Source organism: Coprococcus sp. AM14-16 (assembly GCF_003434675.1).
Classification (GTDB): domain Bacteria; phylum Bacillota; class Clostridia; order Lachnospirales; family Lachnospiraceae; genus Coprococcus; species Coprococcus aceti.
Genome location: NZ_QTLL01000002.1, coordinates 857,753 through 876,879, shown reverse-complemented (window position 1 = coordinate 876,879; position 19,127 = coordinate 857,753). Strand labels below are relative to the sequence as shown.

Here is a 19,127-nt window from a genome sequence, read left to right as displayed (position 1 = left end):
CTTTGAATTAATAGCGCTCTACTACCTTGCGCTCTATATTCTCATTGTTCAAAATGAACATGTATCTTCCATTCACCAGACGTATGTCCTGCTCTGCCGCGGATATATCTATGTTCAGTGAATTCCTGACAACCACATTCAGATCTGCATTATTGCTGGACAGCATGCCTGTGCCGTCTCTGCTTCCAAGTGCGAAGCACGCCTCGCCCTGAACCGCCAGCCTTGAGTTGGCGTCCGTCATGCGTATGTCTGCTATTCCATGGTCAGATCCCATGGCTATGCACGAATTGCCCTTAAGGTTCATGTCCACATGTGCTCTGCTTATATCTACGCTGCATCCATCTCCGTCCAGGGTTCCGACCGCCACGTATCTGTTGCCCGATCCTCTGAGCGATATGGATGTGTTCTTTATCGCGATATCTGCGTGCTGGCTCACCGAGCCGATGGCGACTCCATTTGCAGCCTCATAGGTTATGTCTATGTCCGCCTGCAGGAGATTCAGATTCACCGGGGTGCTTATGCTTCCAATAGCAACTCCGTTCTCGCCGTTGATATACAGGTCGTATCGGCCCTTCTCTATACGTATATCCCCTCCGAGTCCGGCGCCTATTGCCACTCCGTTCACACCGTTTGTTTCTATATTAATGGCACCCTCCTGCTTGAACTTCATGACTCCATGCTTTGAATGAATGTCATTGCCTATTCCGTAATAGCTGTTACCGTTGACGCGGACCATTATATCACCATCTCCGATAAATGTCACTCTGGACGACTCCGGTATCTTTATTCCGCCATTCCTGCAGAAATTCTTACCCTCAAGCACGATGTGCAGATCCGTATTCTCACCGCAGTCTATACAAGGCTTGTCGCGGTCGCCCGAGAAGCTTACGTTCTGCAGCACTATGGTTCCGGTGAAACCATCCTTTATCTTGAGTGTCATATTTGACTTGAAGCCCTGTGCGCCGACTATGCGGACATTGTTGTCGCCACCGGCTCTCTGTGCCACAACTATCTCCCTGATTCCCTGGGATGCGAGCTTCAGAAGTGATGCATTTCTCTCATGCTCCATGACAAATATGCTGCTGTTCTCAGCCACCTCTTCCTGTTGGTTGTACTGAACTATCTCATTCACAACCTGTGGGGATATGAGCTGTACTACCTCCGCGTTCGGATGGGCGGTATAGTATCCCTGAATGAGATCCGCACCGAGCTGGATGACGGTCTTCATCTCCTTCGTGGTCTCAACGCCCTCCGCCAGCGCCTTGATGTCGTTGGTCGAGGTGAATTCTATTATATCCTTGACGAAATGCTGTCTGTGTGGGTCTGCATCGATCCCTGTCAGAAGCATTCTGTCTATCTTCACATACTCAGGCATATACCTGAGAAGATTGTTTACATTTGAATAGCCTGCGCCGTAGTCGTCTATAGCGATCTCCATGCCATTTCCTCTGAGGAATGCCTCGAGATCATTCAGTTCCGCATCCGACAGCTCTGCTCCCTCGGTAAATTCTATGACTATGCCTGCACACTGGAGCATCTTCACCTTTGAAAGGAATTCTTTTCTGTCCTGTGCGTTGAGCATATGCCCCGGCATGCTGTTGATAAATACCTTCTTGCCCCTGAACATCTCAGGATTCGATGCCACGATCTCCACGACGTTGAACAGTGTGAGTTTTTCCACATCGTACAGTCTGTTCAGTCTCTCTGCACTCTCCAGAAGCTCAGGGGGTGACATTCTCATAGGAACCAGTATCCTCATAAGTGCCTCGTATGCAAATATGCCTCCGTCACGGGCACTTACTATAGGCTGGAAATGATATGTGAGCATGTTGTTGTCCAGTATCATAGCTACTATCTCATCTCTCTCCAGATCCCTGTTCGTTATCGTCGCTTTGTTGCGTCCCTTGGCATTGTTCTGTTCTTTTATGCGGTTCTTCTGGTTGACCGTATCGTTGATGAGGGTCTCCAGCTCGGCAGATGACTTGACCAGAGCCTTCTTACATCCGTAATATATACCGAGCTCGTAATCGTCCTTTCCGCCACTGTTTGCCGCCTCAAGCTTCTTCTTGAGTTCCTCGGCTATATATTCTCCCCTTGAGATATCGCCACTCTTTGCCACTGTGGCTATGACGAACTCGTCATTTCCCATCCTCATGGATATCTCGTATGGGGTAAGTATCTCATTTATCGACTGGGCAACATAGCTTAGGACTCTGTCACCCTCTGTTCTTCCGTAATTGCTGTTTATCTGGCGTGTATTCTTCAGATCCACCGCCAACACAAGTATCTCAGACTTCTCTTCAGCGGCCTGGATTATCATGTCATTTGCCCTGCCTATGAAGCCTCTGTAGTTGTACATTCCGGTGAGACCGTCTCTTATCTGATCCGCCTCAAGCTTGTTTAGAAGTACATTGAGTCCCTGATGTCTTGCAAATGACTCCATGTCCCTGGCAACCGTCTTGATCCAGGATCTGTATACATCTTCGTACACCCTCGGCTCTGCACCGTAGTTCACCACTGCATAGCCAAAGCTTCTGTCCTGGAAGAACAATGGTGTAAATATGAACGCTGTAGGATAATCCCTGTCCTCGTACAGCTCCGGCAACAGCTTCGCAGACTCGAATACGTCGTCGTAGCGTATGTGTCTCTCTTCTTTTTCATCCGGGCCGCACTTTATTAGTCTGTATACATGATCTGTGTAACCATGGCGAAGTGCCTCATCACCAGTCATGACCTCCGGATTTCTCCAGTAGTCGTTCAGGCACAGATGGAAGCTCTCAAATGGTCTTATCTGGTACACGTATTCCGACACGGTGTCAAAGAATGACTCCACGCTCGTCTGCGCCACAAGGTCATCCGCCATGTTGTTGAAGCAAGAGTAGAAGCCGGTCTCTGAGAGGTCTGTCTCCCATTTGTCTCTTCTGATCCTGACTGTCTCTCGTTCCCAGCCCTCACAGCCACAGGTTCCACCTATGTACAGCTCCACATTGGACTTGAATTCCGGTACGTCATGTCCGTTGAGCTTTGCATCTATATATTTCATACAGTAGTGCCCGCAGTCATCCGCCGGTATGTCCGCAGATGTGATCGGAACAGGACTGTTTCTTCCGTCTTCTATGGAGTCATAGCCCACCACGGCTATGTCCTCGGGAACTCTTATTCCATATCTGTCAAATGCGGTGCACACTCCGATGGCCATACAGTCATTTGCACATACGATGGCATCCGGCAGATGCTCCATATCCTTCACAAGCTCGTCCACCATGTAGTCGCCGCTGTCGTACCAGTATGTTCCATAATATATCATGTCGTCCGTAACCGGCAGGTTGTGCGCCTTCATGCTGTCTATGTAACCGGCGAGTCGCTGCTTGGAGTGTATGTGCTCCTTGAGTCCGCCCAGGAAATATATGTTCTTGTGGCCGTGAACCTCTATAAGGTGATCCACGAGTTTTACTATAGGGGTATAATGATCCATCATGACCGTTGGGAATATGTTATTCTCTTTGTCGACTACCACTACCACACCATTTGCAAATTCTGACTGCAGGCGCTTCTCCAGCTTTTCTACGACTCCCGGAGTCTGTATGGTGTCCTGACACAATACCACAGCATCAAAAAGGTTAAAATTAATAAGGTTGTAGATGTTTGAATCTCCAACCTCCCTGTCTGTTGAATCCTGGTACTTCAAAAACATGGAAAATATGCAGACATCGTAATTCATATCATATGCCTGCTTCAGAAATCCCTGCATGAAGCGATTCTGTGTACTCTCTTCAACCTGTGCTGTTATAACGCATATTCTCTTCCTGTTGCTCATCTGATCATCCCCAACTGCATTTTTAAAACATTCTTTATGCAATTATATCATGTTTGCAGGCTAAAAAAAACCTTATTTATGCAATTTGACAAATGCCATAGTTTCTATCTACATTTTTAGTCTATTTTTCACCTCAAGCGCCGTGCGAGTGGTTGCAAGGCCTCCACGCGCAGTCTCCTTCAGTGTATCGGACATGTCTGCACCGATACACACCTTCACCCCCTGCCGTGTGTGAGCTCGACGGTCCAACCATTACAGGCCCCATTATGTCAAATATATTCATACGGTGTTTTCTCCTCCGATTTACGCAGGCACATCTTAACTGCCTTTTTTCTTTTTCTGCCCGAAAAGGCAGGAAAATTTTTTCGCAAACCCGCTTACTCTGCTTTGAGCACATAGAGTCTGGAATCATAGTCTCCGCAAGGCATATCCTCTCCGACTATCTCTCCCGCCGATGTGTCGCTGGTGATGAGTCCGAGGTTCATCAGCTCATCGCCATAGCATGAAGGGCCTGCGATGACATTGACTGCAGAATCCTCTCCTTTGTCTCCTGACACTTTCTCATATATCAGCTTTCCATCCGGTGTCTTGCTCACTGTGAGTGCCTGTCCTCCGAGCACATTGCAGCTATATAACGCATCCGGATCAAGACCGTGAAGCTTCATTCTTGTGAAACATTTGTTAGGTGTGTAGAGCGTTCTGAACCACGCAACTATGGCGGTCTTCTTATCGTCTGACACGACCATCCAGCCGCACTCCTCATCTTCAAATGGACTTGCAAGTCTGTAGAATGTTCCGTACTGGATCAGCTCACGGTATACCTTCATGAACCTGACCTGCTCCTTGACTTCCTCTATCTCATCAGCGGTAAGCTTGCCTAGATCCAGCTCATAGCCAAATGTTCCGAAGTATGCAGCATTTGCACGGGTTCTCAGCGGAGCCTCTCGCCTTGTCTGGTGATTTGGCACAACCGACACGTGGCTTCCCATGCTGCTGATCGGGTAACACATGGACGTTCCATACTGGATCTTGACTCTCTCTATGGCATCCGTGTCATCGCTTGTCCAGCCCTGTGGTGCATAGTAGAGGATACCCGGATCAAAACGTCCGCCGCCGCTGGCACATGACTCAAAGAGTACATGTGGAAATGTGCTCGTAAGTCTCTCATACAGATCGTACACACCAAGTATGTATCTGTGGAACACCTCGCCCTGTCTGTCAGCCGGAAGAGCCGCACTATAGCACTCGGTGATACTTCTGTTCATATCCCACTTCACATATGACACCTTTGCCGTGCTGAGTATCTTTGCCATCATCTCATATATTCTGTCAACGACCTCTTTCCTGGAAAAATCCAGAACGTACTGGAATCTTCCGTGTGAGTCATGTCTGCCCGGAACTGAAAGTATCCAGTCTGGGCGCTCTCTGTAGAGGTCTGAATCTTTATTTGTCATCTCAGGTTCGAACCAGAGTCCGAACTTCAAGCCTACCTTCTCTATATCATCTGCTATTCCTGTGATTCCCTCTGGGAGTCTGTCAGGATTTGCCACCCAGTCTCCAAGACCTGCATGGTCTGTAGTTCTTGCTCCAAACCAGCCATCGTCAAGGACGAACAGCTCAACTCCACATTCCTTTGCCTTCTGGGCGATGGCTATGAGCTTCTCTCTGGTGAAATCAAAATATGTAGCCTCCCAGTTGTTGATGAGGATCGGCCTTGGCTTGTCTCTCCACTCGCCTCTTGCAAGTCTCTTCTGATACAGCTTGTGGAAGGTCTGGCTCATCTTGTTGAGTCCCTGATCTGAGTATACGATGACTGCCTCAGGAGTCTGGAAATGCTCACCTGCATCGAGCTTCCAGTCAAATGTATCCGGATTTATTCCGGCAAGAATGCGGGCTGTATTTCTCGTGTCAACCTCTGCTTGTATCTTAAAATTGCCGCTGTATACAAGGCTTATTCCAATCGCCTCTCCCTGGTTCTCGTCCGTTGTCTCTCTCTTCAATGCGATGAACGGATTGTGCTCATGGGATGAATGACCACGGTTGCTGCCTATCGACTGTAAGCCCTGCTCGAGGTCTCTTGTTATTATGTGGCGCTCCCTTGCCCATGCGCCCGAGAGCTGCATCCACTGGTAATCAGGATCAGGGAGATCCAGGCACATGCTGTAAGCAGTGGTGAGATGTACCGCCTCTGTGCCTTCATTTACATACTCTACGCTCTTTGCTATGACTGGTCTGTCGCTCCATATTGTATAAAGCATTCTCGCCTTTATGCCTGTGAGTGAATCCTTCAATGTGACGATCAATGTCTCTGCCTCGTCATCATTCTCTGTGTATGTTGCCGGCAGTGCCTCAAGCTTTGGCTTGCCCGCATTTACCTCATGTGATACATATACAAAATCTGATATCCTGCTGCCATTTGACTGAAGTACCTCAACCATCGGTGCTCTGTAGTCTGTGGTTCCGTACACAGGAAGCTCCTGCTTCACTGACTCAAGTGAGAACAGTCTGTCATCGTCATATACATACTGGAACATAGGTCTCTGGACGAGCTCCAACAGATGTGAGAAATCCTCTCTGTCCCTTATCGCCTTACCATAGTACAGATTTCCCAGATGTCCATTGGGGAGCACTGTCATGATGTAGCTTATCTCACCATTTGTAAGGTGAAATGTCTGTGTCTCTTCGTGAAATATAATACCCATAAGTGTATCTCCTTTTCTCCATTTATTTGTCTGAGCAGACAACCTCCGTTACGCCTGTACGCTGCGCACCCTCTGCTCTTAAATCTCATGTCTGACTGCTTTTTATACAGCTATTTTAATATCTGGGTATTATATTTTATATGGAAAAAAGTTGACCAAATATGGTACTGCTGATGGTTAAGTTGGGTGATTATTCTGAACTGTGAATACGCTTTGAACATTAAGACATATCTTGCATTTAATGATCCATTCACTTTGTCTATAGATTTGAGCAAAGTATCCCAAAAGTATACAGACAACGAAAAAAGCCTGAATACTGATACCAGACCAACTGTAATTTTCAATCAGTCTCCACCAATATTCAGGCTTTTTCTGCCAGCTCCGGCCTACACCGCGTACACCACAGTCTCATAAGGTCTGAGCGTACCATCATAATCCGCATAATTACCCATAAGCACATCCGCAGTCTCAGGAATTGCATAGCCCACATCCTTACCGGTCATGTTGACAACAACATATACCGATCTGTCTGCGCTTTCTGCATTTGCTCCAGTTCCACATGCACACTCAATCTGAACCGGCTTGCGCCTGTACACTATGATTCCTGCATTATCCGTCTCCACATCCTCCAGGTCTCCGTAGATGAGAGTCTGTGTGTACTCTGAGTGATTTCTGAGCTGTATCATCGCCTTATAAAAGTTAAGCACAGAATCCTTATCAGCGCTCTCAAGCTCCACTGTCTGGAGGTCACACTGATTGTTGCATGCCAGCCATGGCTCATGCACTGAGAATCCGAAGTTCTTATCGCTGTTCCACTGCATCGGAAGTCTTGACTGGTCGCGGCTCCTGATATTTACGGATTCCATCGCCTCTGCTTCGCTGTATCCGGCTTCAAGGCATCTCGCATACTGTCCCTTGGAATTGATATCGTCGAGCTCATCTATATTGTCAAAATGAGTGTTGATCATTCCAAGCTCCTGTCCCTGATATACAAATGGCGTACCCTTCAGGAAGAAGAACAACGCGCCAAGCGCCTTTGCCATCTGTGTTCTGTATTCAGGAATATCACCAGCTGGGAAGTACTTGCCTATACTTCTAGGCTGATCGTGGTTTTCCAGGTAGTTTGCTGCCCATCCGATCTTTTTCACAAGTCTCTGATTGGTGAACAGCTTGTCCTTGAACTCCTCTATCGTCCAGTCTCTCTGGTGCAGCCAGAGATCGCCCGGATTGATATCTATGTCCGTGTAGCTGAAGTCAAATATCATGGAGAAATGTCCATCTCTTCCAATGTATTTGTCCAAATCCTTACTTGGAACTCCAGGAGTCTCTGCGACAGTCACAAAGTCTCCTCTGCCATATGTGTTGAGCTTTAACTCGTGAAGGAACTCATCTATTCCCGGCCTGTTGAGGCAGCATTTGCCAACATCGCATCTGCCGTCCTCGCCGTCTGACGGCATAGGCGGGAATGAGAGGTCTTTCTTGATAAATGTGATGGCATCCATTCGGAATCCGGCAACTCCCTTGTCGAGCCACCAGTTCATCATGTCGTAGAGCTCCTGTCTCATCTCCTCACATTCCCAGTTGAGATCCGGCTGCTCCTTCGCAAATGAATGGAAATACCAGCTGCCATCCTCAATCTGTGTCCATGTGCTTCCACCGAAGTTGGATCTGAGATCTGCAAGTCCATCTATGTTGTCCTTAAATATATAGTAATTTCTGTATTTGCTGTGTCTGTCCCGGCACGCCTCCTGGAACCATCTGTGCTGGTCTGATGTGTGATTGATGACCATGTCCATGATGATCTTGATGCCATTTTCATTTGCACATCTTATAAGTTCATCCGCATCCTCTATGGTTCCAAACTCAGGATTCACATCGTAGTAATCCGATATGTCATATCCGTTGTCCTTCATAGGCGACTTGAAGAATGGACATATCCACACAGCGGTCACGCCAAGATTTTTGAGGTACGGCAATTTCTCAGTTATTCCCTTCAGATCTCCTATTCCATCTCCGTTGCTGTCATAGAAGCTTCTAGGGTATATCTGGTAAAATACCGCCTCTTTCCACCATTTTTTGTCCATATTTTATGTTTATCCTTTCACAGCTCCGGCTGAAATTCCCTCGATGATATTCTTCTGAAGTATGATGAATATGATCACGATAGGGATGATGCAAAGAAGTACCGCAGGGAAAATGAGCTCCCAAGGATTTCCGTACTGTCCTGACAGACTCTTTGCATAGTATAAGCTCAGCGTGAGCGTCTTTTTGTCGTTATTTCCTATTACGAGGAATGGAAGAAGGTAATCGTTCCATATCCACACTGCATTTGTGATGACAACTGTCATGGTCGTCGGCTTTAAGAGCGGCATGACCACATATCTGTATATCTGGAATATATTTGCTCCATCGAGCATGGCTGCCTCCTCAAGTGACAGCGGAATACTCTTGATGAATCCTCTGTACAGCAGAACCGACATACTGATTCCAAAGCCTCCGTACATGAGGATCAGACCCGGTGTGTTCTTGAGTCCCAGCTTGTCCATAAGTGATACCAATGGGTACATAACTGACTGGAAAGGTATGAGCATGGCTGCTGTGTACGCGATGAAGAGTATATTTGCCACTTTGGAATCTGTTCTGGCAATTGCCCATGCGGCAAATGAAGATATGAACACGATAAGTGCCACAGCTGCAACTGTTATGAGTACTGTCTGAAGCAGGCTGCTGCCGAGATTTATCTGCTCAGCTGCATTCTTCAGATAGTCCAGATTCCACGACTTCGGGAGAGCTATTGGAGATGCTACTATCTCCTGCTGTCCCTTGAATGAATTGACGATCAGGAACCATATCGGGAATATGGTCACGATTGCCAATACAGCGAGTATAACCACTATGATTGCTCTTTTGATCTTGCCTTTTACTCCCATTATGATTCGATCTCCTTTCTCTTAGTGATCATTACCTGAGCTATAGATATAACTGCAATGATAACGAAGAATATAACTGCCTGTGCCTGCGCCTCTCCGTATGCCGGAGGAGAGCTCTCTCTTACTGTTTTCAGTATCATGTAGGATATCATGGTCGTTCCGAAATTGCCCTCTGTCAGTGAAACATTGAGGTCAAGCATCTTGAAGCTGTTTGCCAGTGACATGAAGAGCACTATCGTAAATGAAGGCATGAGAAGCGGAAGTGTGATCTTCCTGAAGCTTGTCCAGCCTGTGGCTCCATCTATTCTGGCAGCCTCATAAATATCCTCAGAAATATTGTTGAGTCCGTTGAGGTAGATTATCAGGTAGTAACCTGCAACCTGCCATACTCCGACAATGGCATATGCCAGAAGTGCCTTCCACTGATTCTGAAGCATGTTGTTGAGCACCTCTACGTGTACCACACCGTCTGTTCCGAACAGCGTCTGTGAAAATACATTTTCAAATATGAAACGCCATACATAACCCATGGCGAGCATTCCAAGTACATATGGAAGGAACAGTACCGTTCTGAAAAGTCCCTTGCCCTTGGTAAGCTTCTTGATCATGAGTGCCAGAAGAAGACTGACAACATTCTGTGCTATTACTGCAAGTACAGCATATATGGCCGTGTATCCAAGTGACTGAAGGAAATCCTTTGACTTGAATATGCTTGTATAATTCTTAAGTCCCACCAGTGCGTTCCACCAGTGCTCCCCACCTACGAAGTATGAACCTCTCCACTCAGTGAAGGAGTAGATCACACCCTCTATAAAAGGAACTATGATAACCAGCAGAAACAACACTATAGAAGGCAGAACCATAAACCAGAATTTTCTTTTGTAAAATCTTTTCATAGTTTTTCCTTTCCTACATTGAACACCAGCCATACAAAATTTGCCTTCGTTGTATGATCGCATTGCTTCGCAATGCGATAGGTCGTCGATGCCATTTTAAGATGTGGCTTCGCCACATGGGCATCTCCTCGGTCAAGGCTGGTGCTGCCTGTCAGATTCCCATCGGGAATCTGACATATCTTAAACTACTACTCCTTGATACTGTCCTTCCACTTTGTCAGTGCATCTTCCACACCTGTTCTTATAGTGTTCTCATCCCACTGATCAGGATTTGTAAACAACTGCTCCTGAATAGTTGCACCGATGGTATTGAGTCCCCATGACTCAGGGAATGCATCGAAGTCATTGCCCATTACAAGGTCATTGCTCATATAGTATACAAGTGAATTGCTGAGAGGATTCTCAAGCTTCTCGCTCTCGTCTGCGTTGAATGGGACAAATGCAAATTTATTGGTGATGTAATCTTTTCCTGTATCTGATGTGTATAGCCATACAAGGAAGTCCTCAGCGGCTTTCTGCTCCTCTTCTGAATCCTTCTTGTTGATAACGTAATACTGTGAAACGAACTCAGGGATTGAGCTGTTCATCTTGTCAACTGTAACGCCCTCAGCTGAGATGTCACTCTGCTCAAGGTTGACCTTCATTGGGAGCATTGTAAGTCTTGATGCCTTGTCTGCATCCACGCCTGCGATGGTTCCGTACACCCAGTTACCCTGCTTGATGAACATTGCCTTACCCTCAGCAAATGTCTGAACTGCCTGATCATATCCTGTCACTGTTGAGTTGATGTACTCTGATCCACGCTCTACCTTGCCGCTTGGTCCTGCTGTGTAGCTTGAAAGCATATCGAGCTCCTGAACCATCTTTACAAGTGGCTCCTCAAGCTTATCAACATCTTCCTTTGTAGCTGCTGCCGTTGCATTGTAGTTAGGGAACACTGCATTCAGTGCGTAGTTTGTATAGTGGTTTGCATATGTCCACTTCTCAGCGCCTGCGATTGCAAACACTCCGTTCATGTTCTCTGTTGTGGCTGTCTTGTCCTTTGCCGTGGTGTATGCATTGCCTGAAAGTGTAACCTTCTCGCCACCCTTGCCGTTTATGTAATCATCGATTGCCTTGATCATGCCGGTGAACTCTTCATAATTGGCACTTCTGTAATCAGCGACAAATGCGTCTGCGTTGTCAAGTCCAAATACATCACATATCATCTGTGTATCTGCGATAAGTCCGTAACCCTCTACGTTGTAAGGGATTCCGCAGCTTGCTCCGCTCTCATCTGCGAGCTGCATGCTATCTGGGATTGAATCGTAGATTGACTTTAACTCTTCATTATTTACTGATGTTGATGGAAGTACAAATCCGCCCTCATTCCACTCTGTGAACTGTGCCTGGTTTATCGCGTACAGTGTAGGATAGTTCTTGGAATTCATCTCAGATCTGAGTGTCTCCATGGTCTCCTGTGTACCACATGTGTAAACCTTAACCTTAACTCCTGTCTCTGTCTCATAATCCTTGCACAGATCCTGGATACTGTCTGCGATCTCAGACTTTGTGTTGTAAATATACAGATCGTAATCCTTCTTTGCTGAACCACATCCTGTCATAGATGAAAGTCCCAGCATCATAGCTGCTGAAAGCGCACATGCTACTAATTTCTTTGCTCTCATAACCTTTTCTCCTTTTCTTGCTTTGAATTTTCCCTCTTGTTAATTCTTGCTATCATTTATATTGTCCCGATAAAACATATTTCATAAGCGCTTGAATGAAACATGTTTCATTTGCATTAAGGTTATCACATGAAACATGTTTCGTCAATAGGGAATTTATAGATTTTTGTATTTTGTGCTCTTAGCAAGTTTCTTATGTTTTGTACCCGCATAAAAAAGAAGTTCATGATTTTTGAGTGGCACCTCATTTTCTCTTCATGAACTTCTTTTCGTAATCATACTATAAAGTTGTATCACCTTTTTCTACGCTCACCGGAAGTAGTATAAGATTTCCGTCTATATGTGTGTTTCTCTCTTTTGCGCTGTCGATCTGATCTGCGGTTGCACTTTCAACCTGTCCTTCGGCATCATCTTCCTCCTCCGGTCCGTCGATCATCTCCATAAGCTGGCGTACTGCCTCCTGGGCGATCTCCTTGTACGGCTGATGTATCGATGTGAGCCTTGTCGTACTGGCGTTGGTTATGTACGTTCCGTCGTATGCCACGATCGCCAGGTCATCAGGAATCTTTTTGCCTATGGCAAGTGCCGCCTTGAGGAATGCTATCGCTGGCATGTCTGCGGCAAATATTCCGTCCACGTCAGGATACTCCTCCAGTATGCATTTTGCCATCTCAAAATATCCATGAAAATCAAAGTCGTTCCACTGTATTGGAACTCGTCTGGATTTTATCCCATTCTCGGCAAGGACTCTATCTAGTTCCTCATGGCACTCAAATGACATGATATTCTTATCTACCTTGATTCCTGATATGTGGATGACATATTTGCATCCACTGTTTATAAATTCCTGGGCAGCAAGTTGTCCGCCCATCTTGTGATCCGACACTACGACAGGAAATTTGCTGCCAACCTTATAATCCAGCATGACCATCGGCTTATCTATCTTCTGGTATTCCTTCGCCGTACATGCCGACGTTCCGCATATGATCCCATCCACGATGTTGGACTTTAACAGCTTGAAACACTCCTTCTCCCTCTGCTTGTCATCGGATGTGGAAAAAAGCATAAACTTGTATTTCTTCTCATAAAGTATCTTTTCTATCTCCGATGCCAGTGATGAGAACCATGGGTGCTGTATATTTGGAACCAACATCGCAATGGAGTTTGATCTGCCCTTGAACATGCCTCGCGCAAGCTCATTTGGAACATAATCCAGTTTCTTCATCGCATCTTCTATCTTCTTCTGAGTCTCGGGTTCAACTTTTGCCGTGCCGTTGATAAGTCTCGACACCGTGCAGATGGCGACCCCCGCCTCCTTCGCAACGTCTCTTATACTTGCCATATATAAATATACTCTCCTTATGAATTTCAGACTGTAGTCCATGAAACTTGTTTCATAAGAAGAGTATACCATAATACTTTCTGTAATGTAAATTGTGTAATATGACGATAATCAGCTCAAAAGCTCATCTATCATAGCTCCGTCAAATGTCACGCTCTGTACATGATTTACCTCGATCTGATACAGTGCATGTGCAACTATGTGCTCTGCAGCCTGCTCTATATCTCTGATTCCGGTCACGCCGTCGCACTTCTTTATGACCGCATCCACACCGTCTGGAAGTATGATGCACTCGCTTCCCTCAAGTCCGATGCGCTTGAGGACTTTAGGCAGGACGAATTTGTTGAATATCTCCTTCTTCTCATCCGGGGTGTAGTCCGGTATATCTATGACAGCAAATCTCGACATGATAGGCTTGCTGATGTTCTCCTTGTCATTTGCCGTTGCTATAGGGTATACACCGTTTGTCGGGATCATGCACTCCATGTAGTTGTCGGTGAATCCCAGGTTGTCCAGCAGTGTCAGCAGTACATCCGCAGGATTGCCGTTGCCCTTGCCGGAGTTGGCCTTGTCCAGCTCGTTGATGATGAATACAAGGTTAGACTCGCCCGCCTGTGAAAATGCCTCCATGATGATTCCCGGCTTGGCATTGGAATACACTCTTGAGCTTCCGGTCAGCTGCTCTGGATCATTGATGGAACTCATGTCGAGGGTAGTCCATGGAAGTCTCAGTATTCTTGCAACTGCGTAGGCTATCTGTGACTTTCCTGTTCCGGCAGGTCCGCAGAGCAGAAGTCCGTATGCTGGAAGTGTATGTGTACGGTTGATCTGGATGATCGTCTCGATGATCCTCTGCTTGACCTTCTCCATTCCGTAGAGTTCTTCGTCCAGTATCCTTCTCGCCTCATCTGGATCTATCGCCTCGAAATAATTGCTCTTCCATCTGATGTTCATCGCCATGGAAAGTGCTCTCTGCGCGTGGCGTCTCTCCTCCGGAGATACCTCACTGGATCTCGCAACCGCAAGATTTCTTCTCGCCCACAGTCTTATATTGTCAGGGAGCGTTCTTCCGGCACAGTGCATGAAATCAATGATACTCTGCATGCTTGTGAGCTTCATGTCATCGCCAAGTGCCTCCTCCTCTTCTTCCTCCTCGGATTTCTCTTCTTCTGAAGGGGCATCGCTGGAAAGAAGTCTCTCTATCATAAACTGAAGGAATCCGTCATTTGCCGACAGCTTTGCCCCGCCGCCGAACTCGGTCTCCCTTATCTTGTACACCGCATAGCCCTCCGGTCTGTTCTCTCCCGACAGACGGACATTGATGTGATTCTCACCGAGCCATTTGAGAAGGCTTACAAATCTCGCATCTATCTTCATTATGTCGGCGGACTGAACTCCGTCCACCTCGTCAAATTCAAATGCTGTCCTTTTGATCGGATTTGTGAACTTTCCGCTGGAGTGGTGCGCCCACTTCCTGGTCGAGTTCTCCAGGAGCATTATCGGTTTCTCTGCTGTGGCTGTTCTTTCCGATGACTGAAATGTCTCATATGTAACTATGTTCTTATTCTTGTTGTCACTTCCGCTAAAATCAAATACTGGCATGTCTACCTCCTATGATGATGTTTTATTATTTGCAAGTTTAATCATACCTGACAGGGACATTTTAGCCCACCGGCACTCAGCAGGCAGTTATTCTCTGCGAGTGCTGGTGCCGCTTTTATTTTTCGTCAAACACCCGCATCCATCTTTCCCGTTTAAGTCTTGTGGTGAACAGGATTCCCCTGAAACAGAGCTCCACGCACATGGCGATCCATACACCATAGAGCCCCACCCTCGGTGCAAGTATAGCTGCAAGCGGTATCCGCACACACCACATACTGGCAAAGTTCATGCAGCTTGGGACCAGAGTGTCCCCGGCCCCCCTGAGTGCTCCCGAAGCAACTATGGATGCGGCGTAAAACGGTTCAGCAAATGCTTCTATCCTCAGCACAGCCGCACCTAGATTTCTTATCTCCTCGTTCGGTGTCAGCACACCTATCATGGCCGGAGCTGCTATGTACATGAGAACTCCGCCAACGGTCATAACCGACACACCTAATCCCATTGTAATCCATGCCATTCTTCTGGACAACTGTTTTTGTCCGGCTCCCACACATTGTCCCACAAGTGTGGTTGATGCCGCCTGCACTCCGTAGCCCGGCATGTAGCAGAAACTCTCCGCAGTCACCGCAAATGAGTTGGCTGCGATGGCTATCGTTCCGAGCGGTGACACGATCTTTGTTGACATGACATACGCTGAACACATGACCATCTGCTCAAGCCCCACCGGCGCTCCTATCTTTACCGCTTTGACAAGTATATCCCTGTGAAATCTCAAGTGCTCACCCTTTCTTAAGTGAAGTGTCCTGTTCTTCCACAGAAGTGCAGTGACCATGATGGCACAGGTGACCGCCTCAGCCGTGATGGTTCCGAGCGCCGCACCTGCAACGCCAAGTCCAAGTCCCGGCATGGTAAATGTCAGTCCATTCATCGAGGTTTCAGACTGCACAAGTGTTGACAAATGGGAACCAAAGGCTTCTGCCTGAACCGTTCCAGCCATCTGAGAACCAGCCAGCCTTACGCTGGATAAAAACGGAATACTTAAATTTACAATTCTTGTCGGAAATATAAAGAACAAATTAAAAATCACATCCATCACACAACACATGACATTCAGTATACCTGGTAGTCTCATATTTCCGGAACTCTGGTGCATACCACCCGCTATGCTGTTCATCTGCAGAGCGGGAAGCCCCAGCATGTATACGAGGAAATACTGGCTTGCCATCTTCTGTATGTCGGTCTCACCGCCGAGCCATCTCGGAAGCGGTGTGCTTATAAGTGCTGCAACGAGTGCGAGCAGGGCGCTTATGCACATGGCTATTATGAGTCCCTGTTTCATGATATTTCTGGCAGATTTATCCTCACCGGCCCCCACAGTCTGGGCTATCTGCACAGTAAATCCTGTAGTCACCGCAATGCATAGCCCGCCAAACAGCCATGTCGTGGACGAGACAAGTCCGATGGCTCCCGATGCATTTGCACCAAGACGCCCCACCATGGATGCATCGATGTACTGCATGACAATGGACGAGATCTGGGCAAGGATCGCCGGGATACTGAGCCTGACCGTAAGTCCTATCTGCTGGGATGCGGTCATGGACTTTCCAGATATCATGTCCTTCAGCAAGTTTTCACTGCTACTCATCTATATCTCCTTTTTTAGCCGCATTGTGTATGTTTACCGTCTCTGCGTTCATTTTTCTGAATGCCGTGGTTCCCTCGGCAAGTCTCTTCATGCCCTCTTCCACGATCGATCTTGGGCATGCAATGTTAAGCCTGATAAATGTCTTTCCGTTCTTGCCGTATGAAAGTCCTGGCGACATATAGAGCCCGGTGTTCTTCCTGATAAATGCTGAAAGCTGTTTTGCGTTGTCAGTTATCTTACTGCAGTCAAGCCAGAGCAGATATGTGGCCTCCGAATACACCACCTTTATACCCGGCACTTTTTCATCTATAAACTTCCTGACATACTGCTTGTTCTCATACAGATACTGCCTGAGACTGTCCAGCCACTCGCCACCATCTGTAAATGCTGCTATAGCCGCATCCACCGCAAATACATTTGGCTCGGCTACCTCGTCTGTGTTCAGACCTCTCCACATCTTGTGTCTCAGGAATTTATCCGGAACCACAATTGCCGCGGTCTGTATTCCAGCTATGTTGAAGGTCTTTGTCGGCGCAATACAGGTCACACTTATATCCCTGCATGTGTCAGATGCCGTGGCAAATGGCACATACTCCTTTCCAGGATCGGTGAGATCGCAGTGTATCTCATCCGAGATGACCGTCACACCATACTTTGCGCATAGCTCTCCCACATGGGCAAGTGTCTCCTTATCCCAGATCTTCCCCGCAGGATTCTGTGGATTGCAGAGTATCATGAGGCTGGTCTGTGGATCTGCAAGCTTTGCCTCAAGATCCTCAAAGTCAATGGCATATCCATCGCCGTCGTATTTCAGAGGGCTTTCCAATATATTTCGCCCATTGTTGTATATAGAATTAAAGAAAATATTGTAGACAGGGGTCTGCACTACAACATTCTCTGCGGGTGTGGTGAGCTTTCTCACCGCCGTTGATATGGCTGGGATGACTCCGGAGCAGAACACCAGCCAATCCCTATCTATCGCAAATCCGTGTCTGCTGCCCCACCAGTTCACGTAGGCATCTGCCCACTCGTCCGGGATGATAGAATATCCGAATATTCCGTGCTCCACCCGGGCTGCCAGTGCCTCCCTGATGCACGGAGCCGTCTGGAAATCCATATCTGCCACCCACATTGGCAGTTCATTTTCCGGCACGTCCCACTTCAGGGAGCCTGTGCCGCGTCTGTCTATAACCTTGTCAAAATCAAACTTCATGTTTGTCCCTCCACTTCATGGAGAGATTCCGCGGCTGCTGTGGCAAACGGCTGGCACATATAGAGTGCTCCATCACGTTCGTCTTCCCTCGCCTTGCTTTGCTTCTATCTGCACTGCGCTCTGCAAGCGATAAGTGCGTTGCTTGCGCCGCTCCGGCAAGAAGCAGCAAGGCTCAGTCGACTTCACTACCGATTGAGCAATCTATATGTGCCAACTCGTATCACCACAGCAGCCGCGGAATCTCATTTACGTTATGATATATCACCAAATCTTAAACTCGTTTAGTCCTGTACTATTATTTTTGTCTTTGACGGATCTACTTTGTCTTTTTCTATTATCAGGTTGTCGATGTGCTGGGCTTTGATGGTTCCTGATGTCGGGTTCATGACACTGTCTATCTTGCTGCAGATATCAGCATCCACTGTTGAGTATTCGAAGGCAAGTGTTGTGTTGATGAGCTTGCAGTTTTTCATCACAAGGTTGTCGATGTAGCACATGCCCTGAAGGCTCTCGATGGTGCAGTTCACCAGGGTGAGGTTCTTTGCGTTCCATCCAAGATACTCGCCCGATATGAATGAATCATATACGGTCACGTTCTCTGTGTTCCAGAATGCATCCTTTGAAAGCAGATTGGAGTTTCTTATCTCTACATTCCTGCATCCGTCAAATGAATAGTTGCCGTCAAGCTTCAGGTCGTCTATCTTCATATTATTGCTGTTCATGGCAAAATAGTCGCCCTTTGCTGTCACATGATCTATGGTCACGTCATCGCAGCTCCAAAGGGTCTCCTCAGCATGGGTGAATGTCACATCCGTAAGCTCCAGACCTTTACATCTGCGGAAATTCTTTGGCGCCTGGATGAGTGCACGCCTCACCGCGCTATTATCAGTGTACCACACTCCGGCTCTCGCCATCTCAAACCAGTGACAATCCTCCGCAACAATGTTCTTGCTGTACCACAGTGGATACTTCCATTTGAACATGCTGCCGTACAGATTTATGCCGCGGCTCTCCTTAAGCGGAGACTCGCCGTCGTCAAATATCGTATCATATATATCGAGATTTTTTCCCATGAAAAGAGCTCTCTCACCTGTCAGAAACTCCTGTCTTATAATCTTCTTTTCTTCTTTATTATCCATCTCGTTCATCTTCCTTTTGTATATTCTCTATTATATTATTGGCCTATTATCACCATGTTATCACTTCTGGCAAATGCGAATATGACTGAGCTTATGACCACCATGAGTGGCAGTGCAAACAGTAATATATTTATTACCTGAAATTTGCTATATTAACAGACTTATCCTCTTAAA

The 19,127-nt window shown here is 47.0% G+C and carries 11 protein-coding genes; all 11 read right to left on the bottom strand.

What is annotated here, in order from left to right; genetic code table 11:
- Positions 1–7: 7 nt before the first annotated feature.
- Positions 8–3,817 (bottom strand): EAL domain-containing protein, encoded by a 3,810-nt coding sequence (locus DW159_RS09915; RefSeq protein WP_117550416.1) that lies wholly within the window; start codon positions 3,815–3,817, stop codon positions 8–10.
- 377 nt (positions 3,818–4,194) lie between these two features.
- Complete coding sequence (locus tag DW159_RS09910) at positions 4,195–6,519, bottom strand: alpha-galactosidase (protein ID WP_117550414.1); 2,325 nt, start codon at positions 6,517–6,519, stop codon at positions 4,195–4,197.
- A 386-nt stretch (positions 6,520–6,905) separates the two neighbouring features.
- Positions 6,906–8,603, bottom strand: coding sequence for an alpha-glucosidase (locus DW159_RS09905; protein ID WP_117550412.1), 1,698 nt, complete (start codon positions 8,601–8,603; stop codon positions 6,906–6,908).
- A gap of 9 nt (positions 8,604–8,612) precedes the next feature.
- A complete protein-coding gene (locus tag DW159_RS09900) occupies positions 8,613–9,449 on the bottom strand; it encodes a carbohydrate ABC transporter permease (protein WP_117550402.1) in 837 nt (278 codons plus the stop codon).
- The gene (locus DW159_RS09895; protein ID WP_044998090.1) at positions 9,449–10,345 is read right to left on the bottom strand and encodes a carbohydrate ABC transporter permease; all 897 of its coding nucleotides are present in this window, start codon (positions 10,343–10,345) and stop codon (positions 9,449–9,451) included. Before DW159_RS09895 ends, DW159_RS09900 begins: the two co-directional genes overlap by 1 nt.
- Before the next feature lie 188 nt (positions 10,346–10,533).
- A complete protein-coding gene (locus DW159_RS09890; RefSeq protein WP_117550400.1) occupies positions 10,534–12,012 on the bottom strand; it encodes an ABC transporter substrate-binding protein in 1,479 nt (492 codons plus the stop codon).
- Positions 12,013–12,292: 280 nt separating this feature from the next.
- Positions 12,293–13,354, bottom strand: a complete 1,062-nt coding sequence (locus tag DW159_RS09885) for a LacI family DNA-binding transcriptional regulator (protein ID WP_117550398.1) — start codon at positions 13,352–13,354, stop codon at positions 12,293–12,295.
- Positions 13,355–13,465: 111 nt separating this feature from the next.
- The gene (locus DW159_RS09880; RefSeq protein ID WP_117550396.1) at positions 13,466–14,956 is read right to left on the bottom strand and encodes an AAA family ATPase; all 1,491 of its coding nucleotides are present in this window, start codon (positions 14,954–14,956) and stop codon (positions 13,466–13,468) included.
- Positions 14,957–15,071: 115 nt separating this feature from the next.
- Positions 15,072–16,601: an MATE family efflux transporter gene (locus DW159_RS09875; protein ID WP_117550394.1), complete on the bottom strand. Its 1,530-nt coding sequence runs from the start codon at positions 16,599–16,601 to the stop codon at positions 15,072–15,074.
- Positions 16,594–17,814, bottom strand: coding sequence for a MalY/PatB family protein (locus DW159_RS09870; RefSeq protein ID WP_117550392.1), 1,221 nt, complete (start codon positions 17,812–17,814; stop codon positions 16,594–16,596). Before DW159_RS09870 ends, DW159_RS09875 begins: the two co-directional genes overlap by 8 nt.
- A 281-nt stretch (positions 17,815–18,095) precedes the next feature.
- The gene (locus DW159_RS09865) at positions 18,096–18,953 is read right to left on the bottom strand and encodes a DUF3737 family protein (protein ID WP_117550390.1); all 858 of its coding nucleotides are present in this window, start codon (positions 18,951–18,953) and stop codon (positions 18,096–18,098) included.
- Positions 18,954–19,127: the final 174 nt, after the last annotated feature.

Excerpts from the sequence above, each read along its gene's own strand:
- DW159_RS09915 (WP_117550416.1), bottom strand. The coding sequence starts at position 3,817 with ATGAGCAACAGGAAGAGAATATGCGTTATAACAGCACAGGTTGAAGAG.
- DW159_RS09910 (WP_117550414.1), bottom strand. The coding sequence starts at position 6,519 with ATGGGTATTATATTTCACGAAGAGACACAGACATTTCACCTTACAAAT.
- DW159_RS09905 (WP_117550412.1), bottom strand. The coding sequence starts at position 8,603 with ATGGACAAAAAATGGTGGAAAGAGGCGGTATTTTACCAGATATACCCT.
- DW159_RS09900 (WP_117550402.1), bottom strand. The coding sequence starts at position 9,449 with ATGGGAGTAAAAGGCAAGATCAAAAGAGCAATCATAGTGGTTATACTC.
- DW159_RS09895 (WP_044998090.1), bottom strand. The coding sequence starts at position 10,345 with ATGAAAAGATTTTACAAAAGAAAATTCTGGTTTATGGTTCTGCCTTCT.
- DW159_RS09890 (WP_117550400.1), bottom strand. The coding sequence starts at position 12,012 with ATGAGAGCAAAGAAATTAGTAGCATGTGCGCTTTCAGCAGCTATGATG.
- DW159_RS09885 (WP_117550398.1), bottom strand. The coding sequence starts at position 13,354 with ATGGCAAGTATAAGAGACGTTGCGAAGGAGGCGGGGGTCGCCATCTGC.
- DW159_RS09880 (WP_117550396.1), bottom strand. The coding sequence starts at position 14,956 with ATGCCAGTATTTGATTTTAGCGGAAGTGACAACAAGAATAAGAACATA.
- DW159_RS09875 (WP_117550394.1), bottom strand. The coding sequence starts at position 16,601 with ATGAGTAGCAGTGAAAACTTGCTGAAGGACATGATATCTGGAAAGTCC.
- DW159_RS09870 (WP_117550392.1), bottom strand. The coding sequence starts at position 17,814 with ATGAAGTTTGATTTTGACAAGGTTATAGACAGACGCGGCACAGGCTCC.
- DW159_RS09865 (WP_117550390.1), bottom strand. The coding sequence starts at position 18,953 with ATGGATAATAAAGAAGAAAAGAAGATTATAAGACAGGAGTTTCTGACA.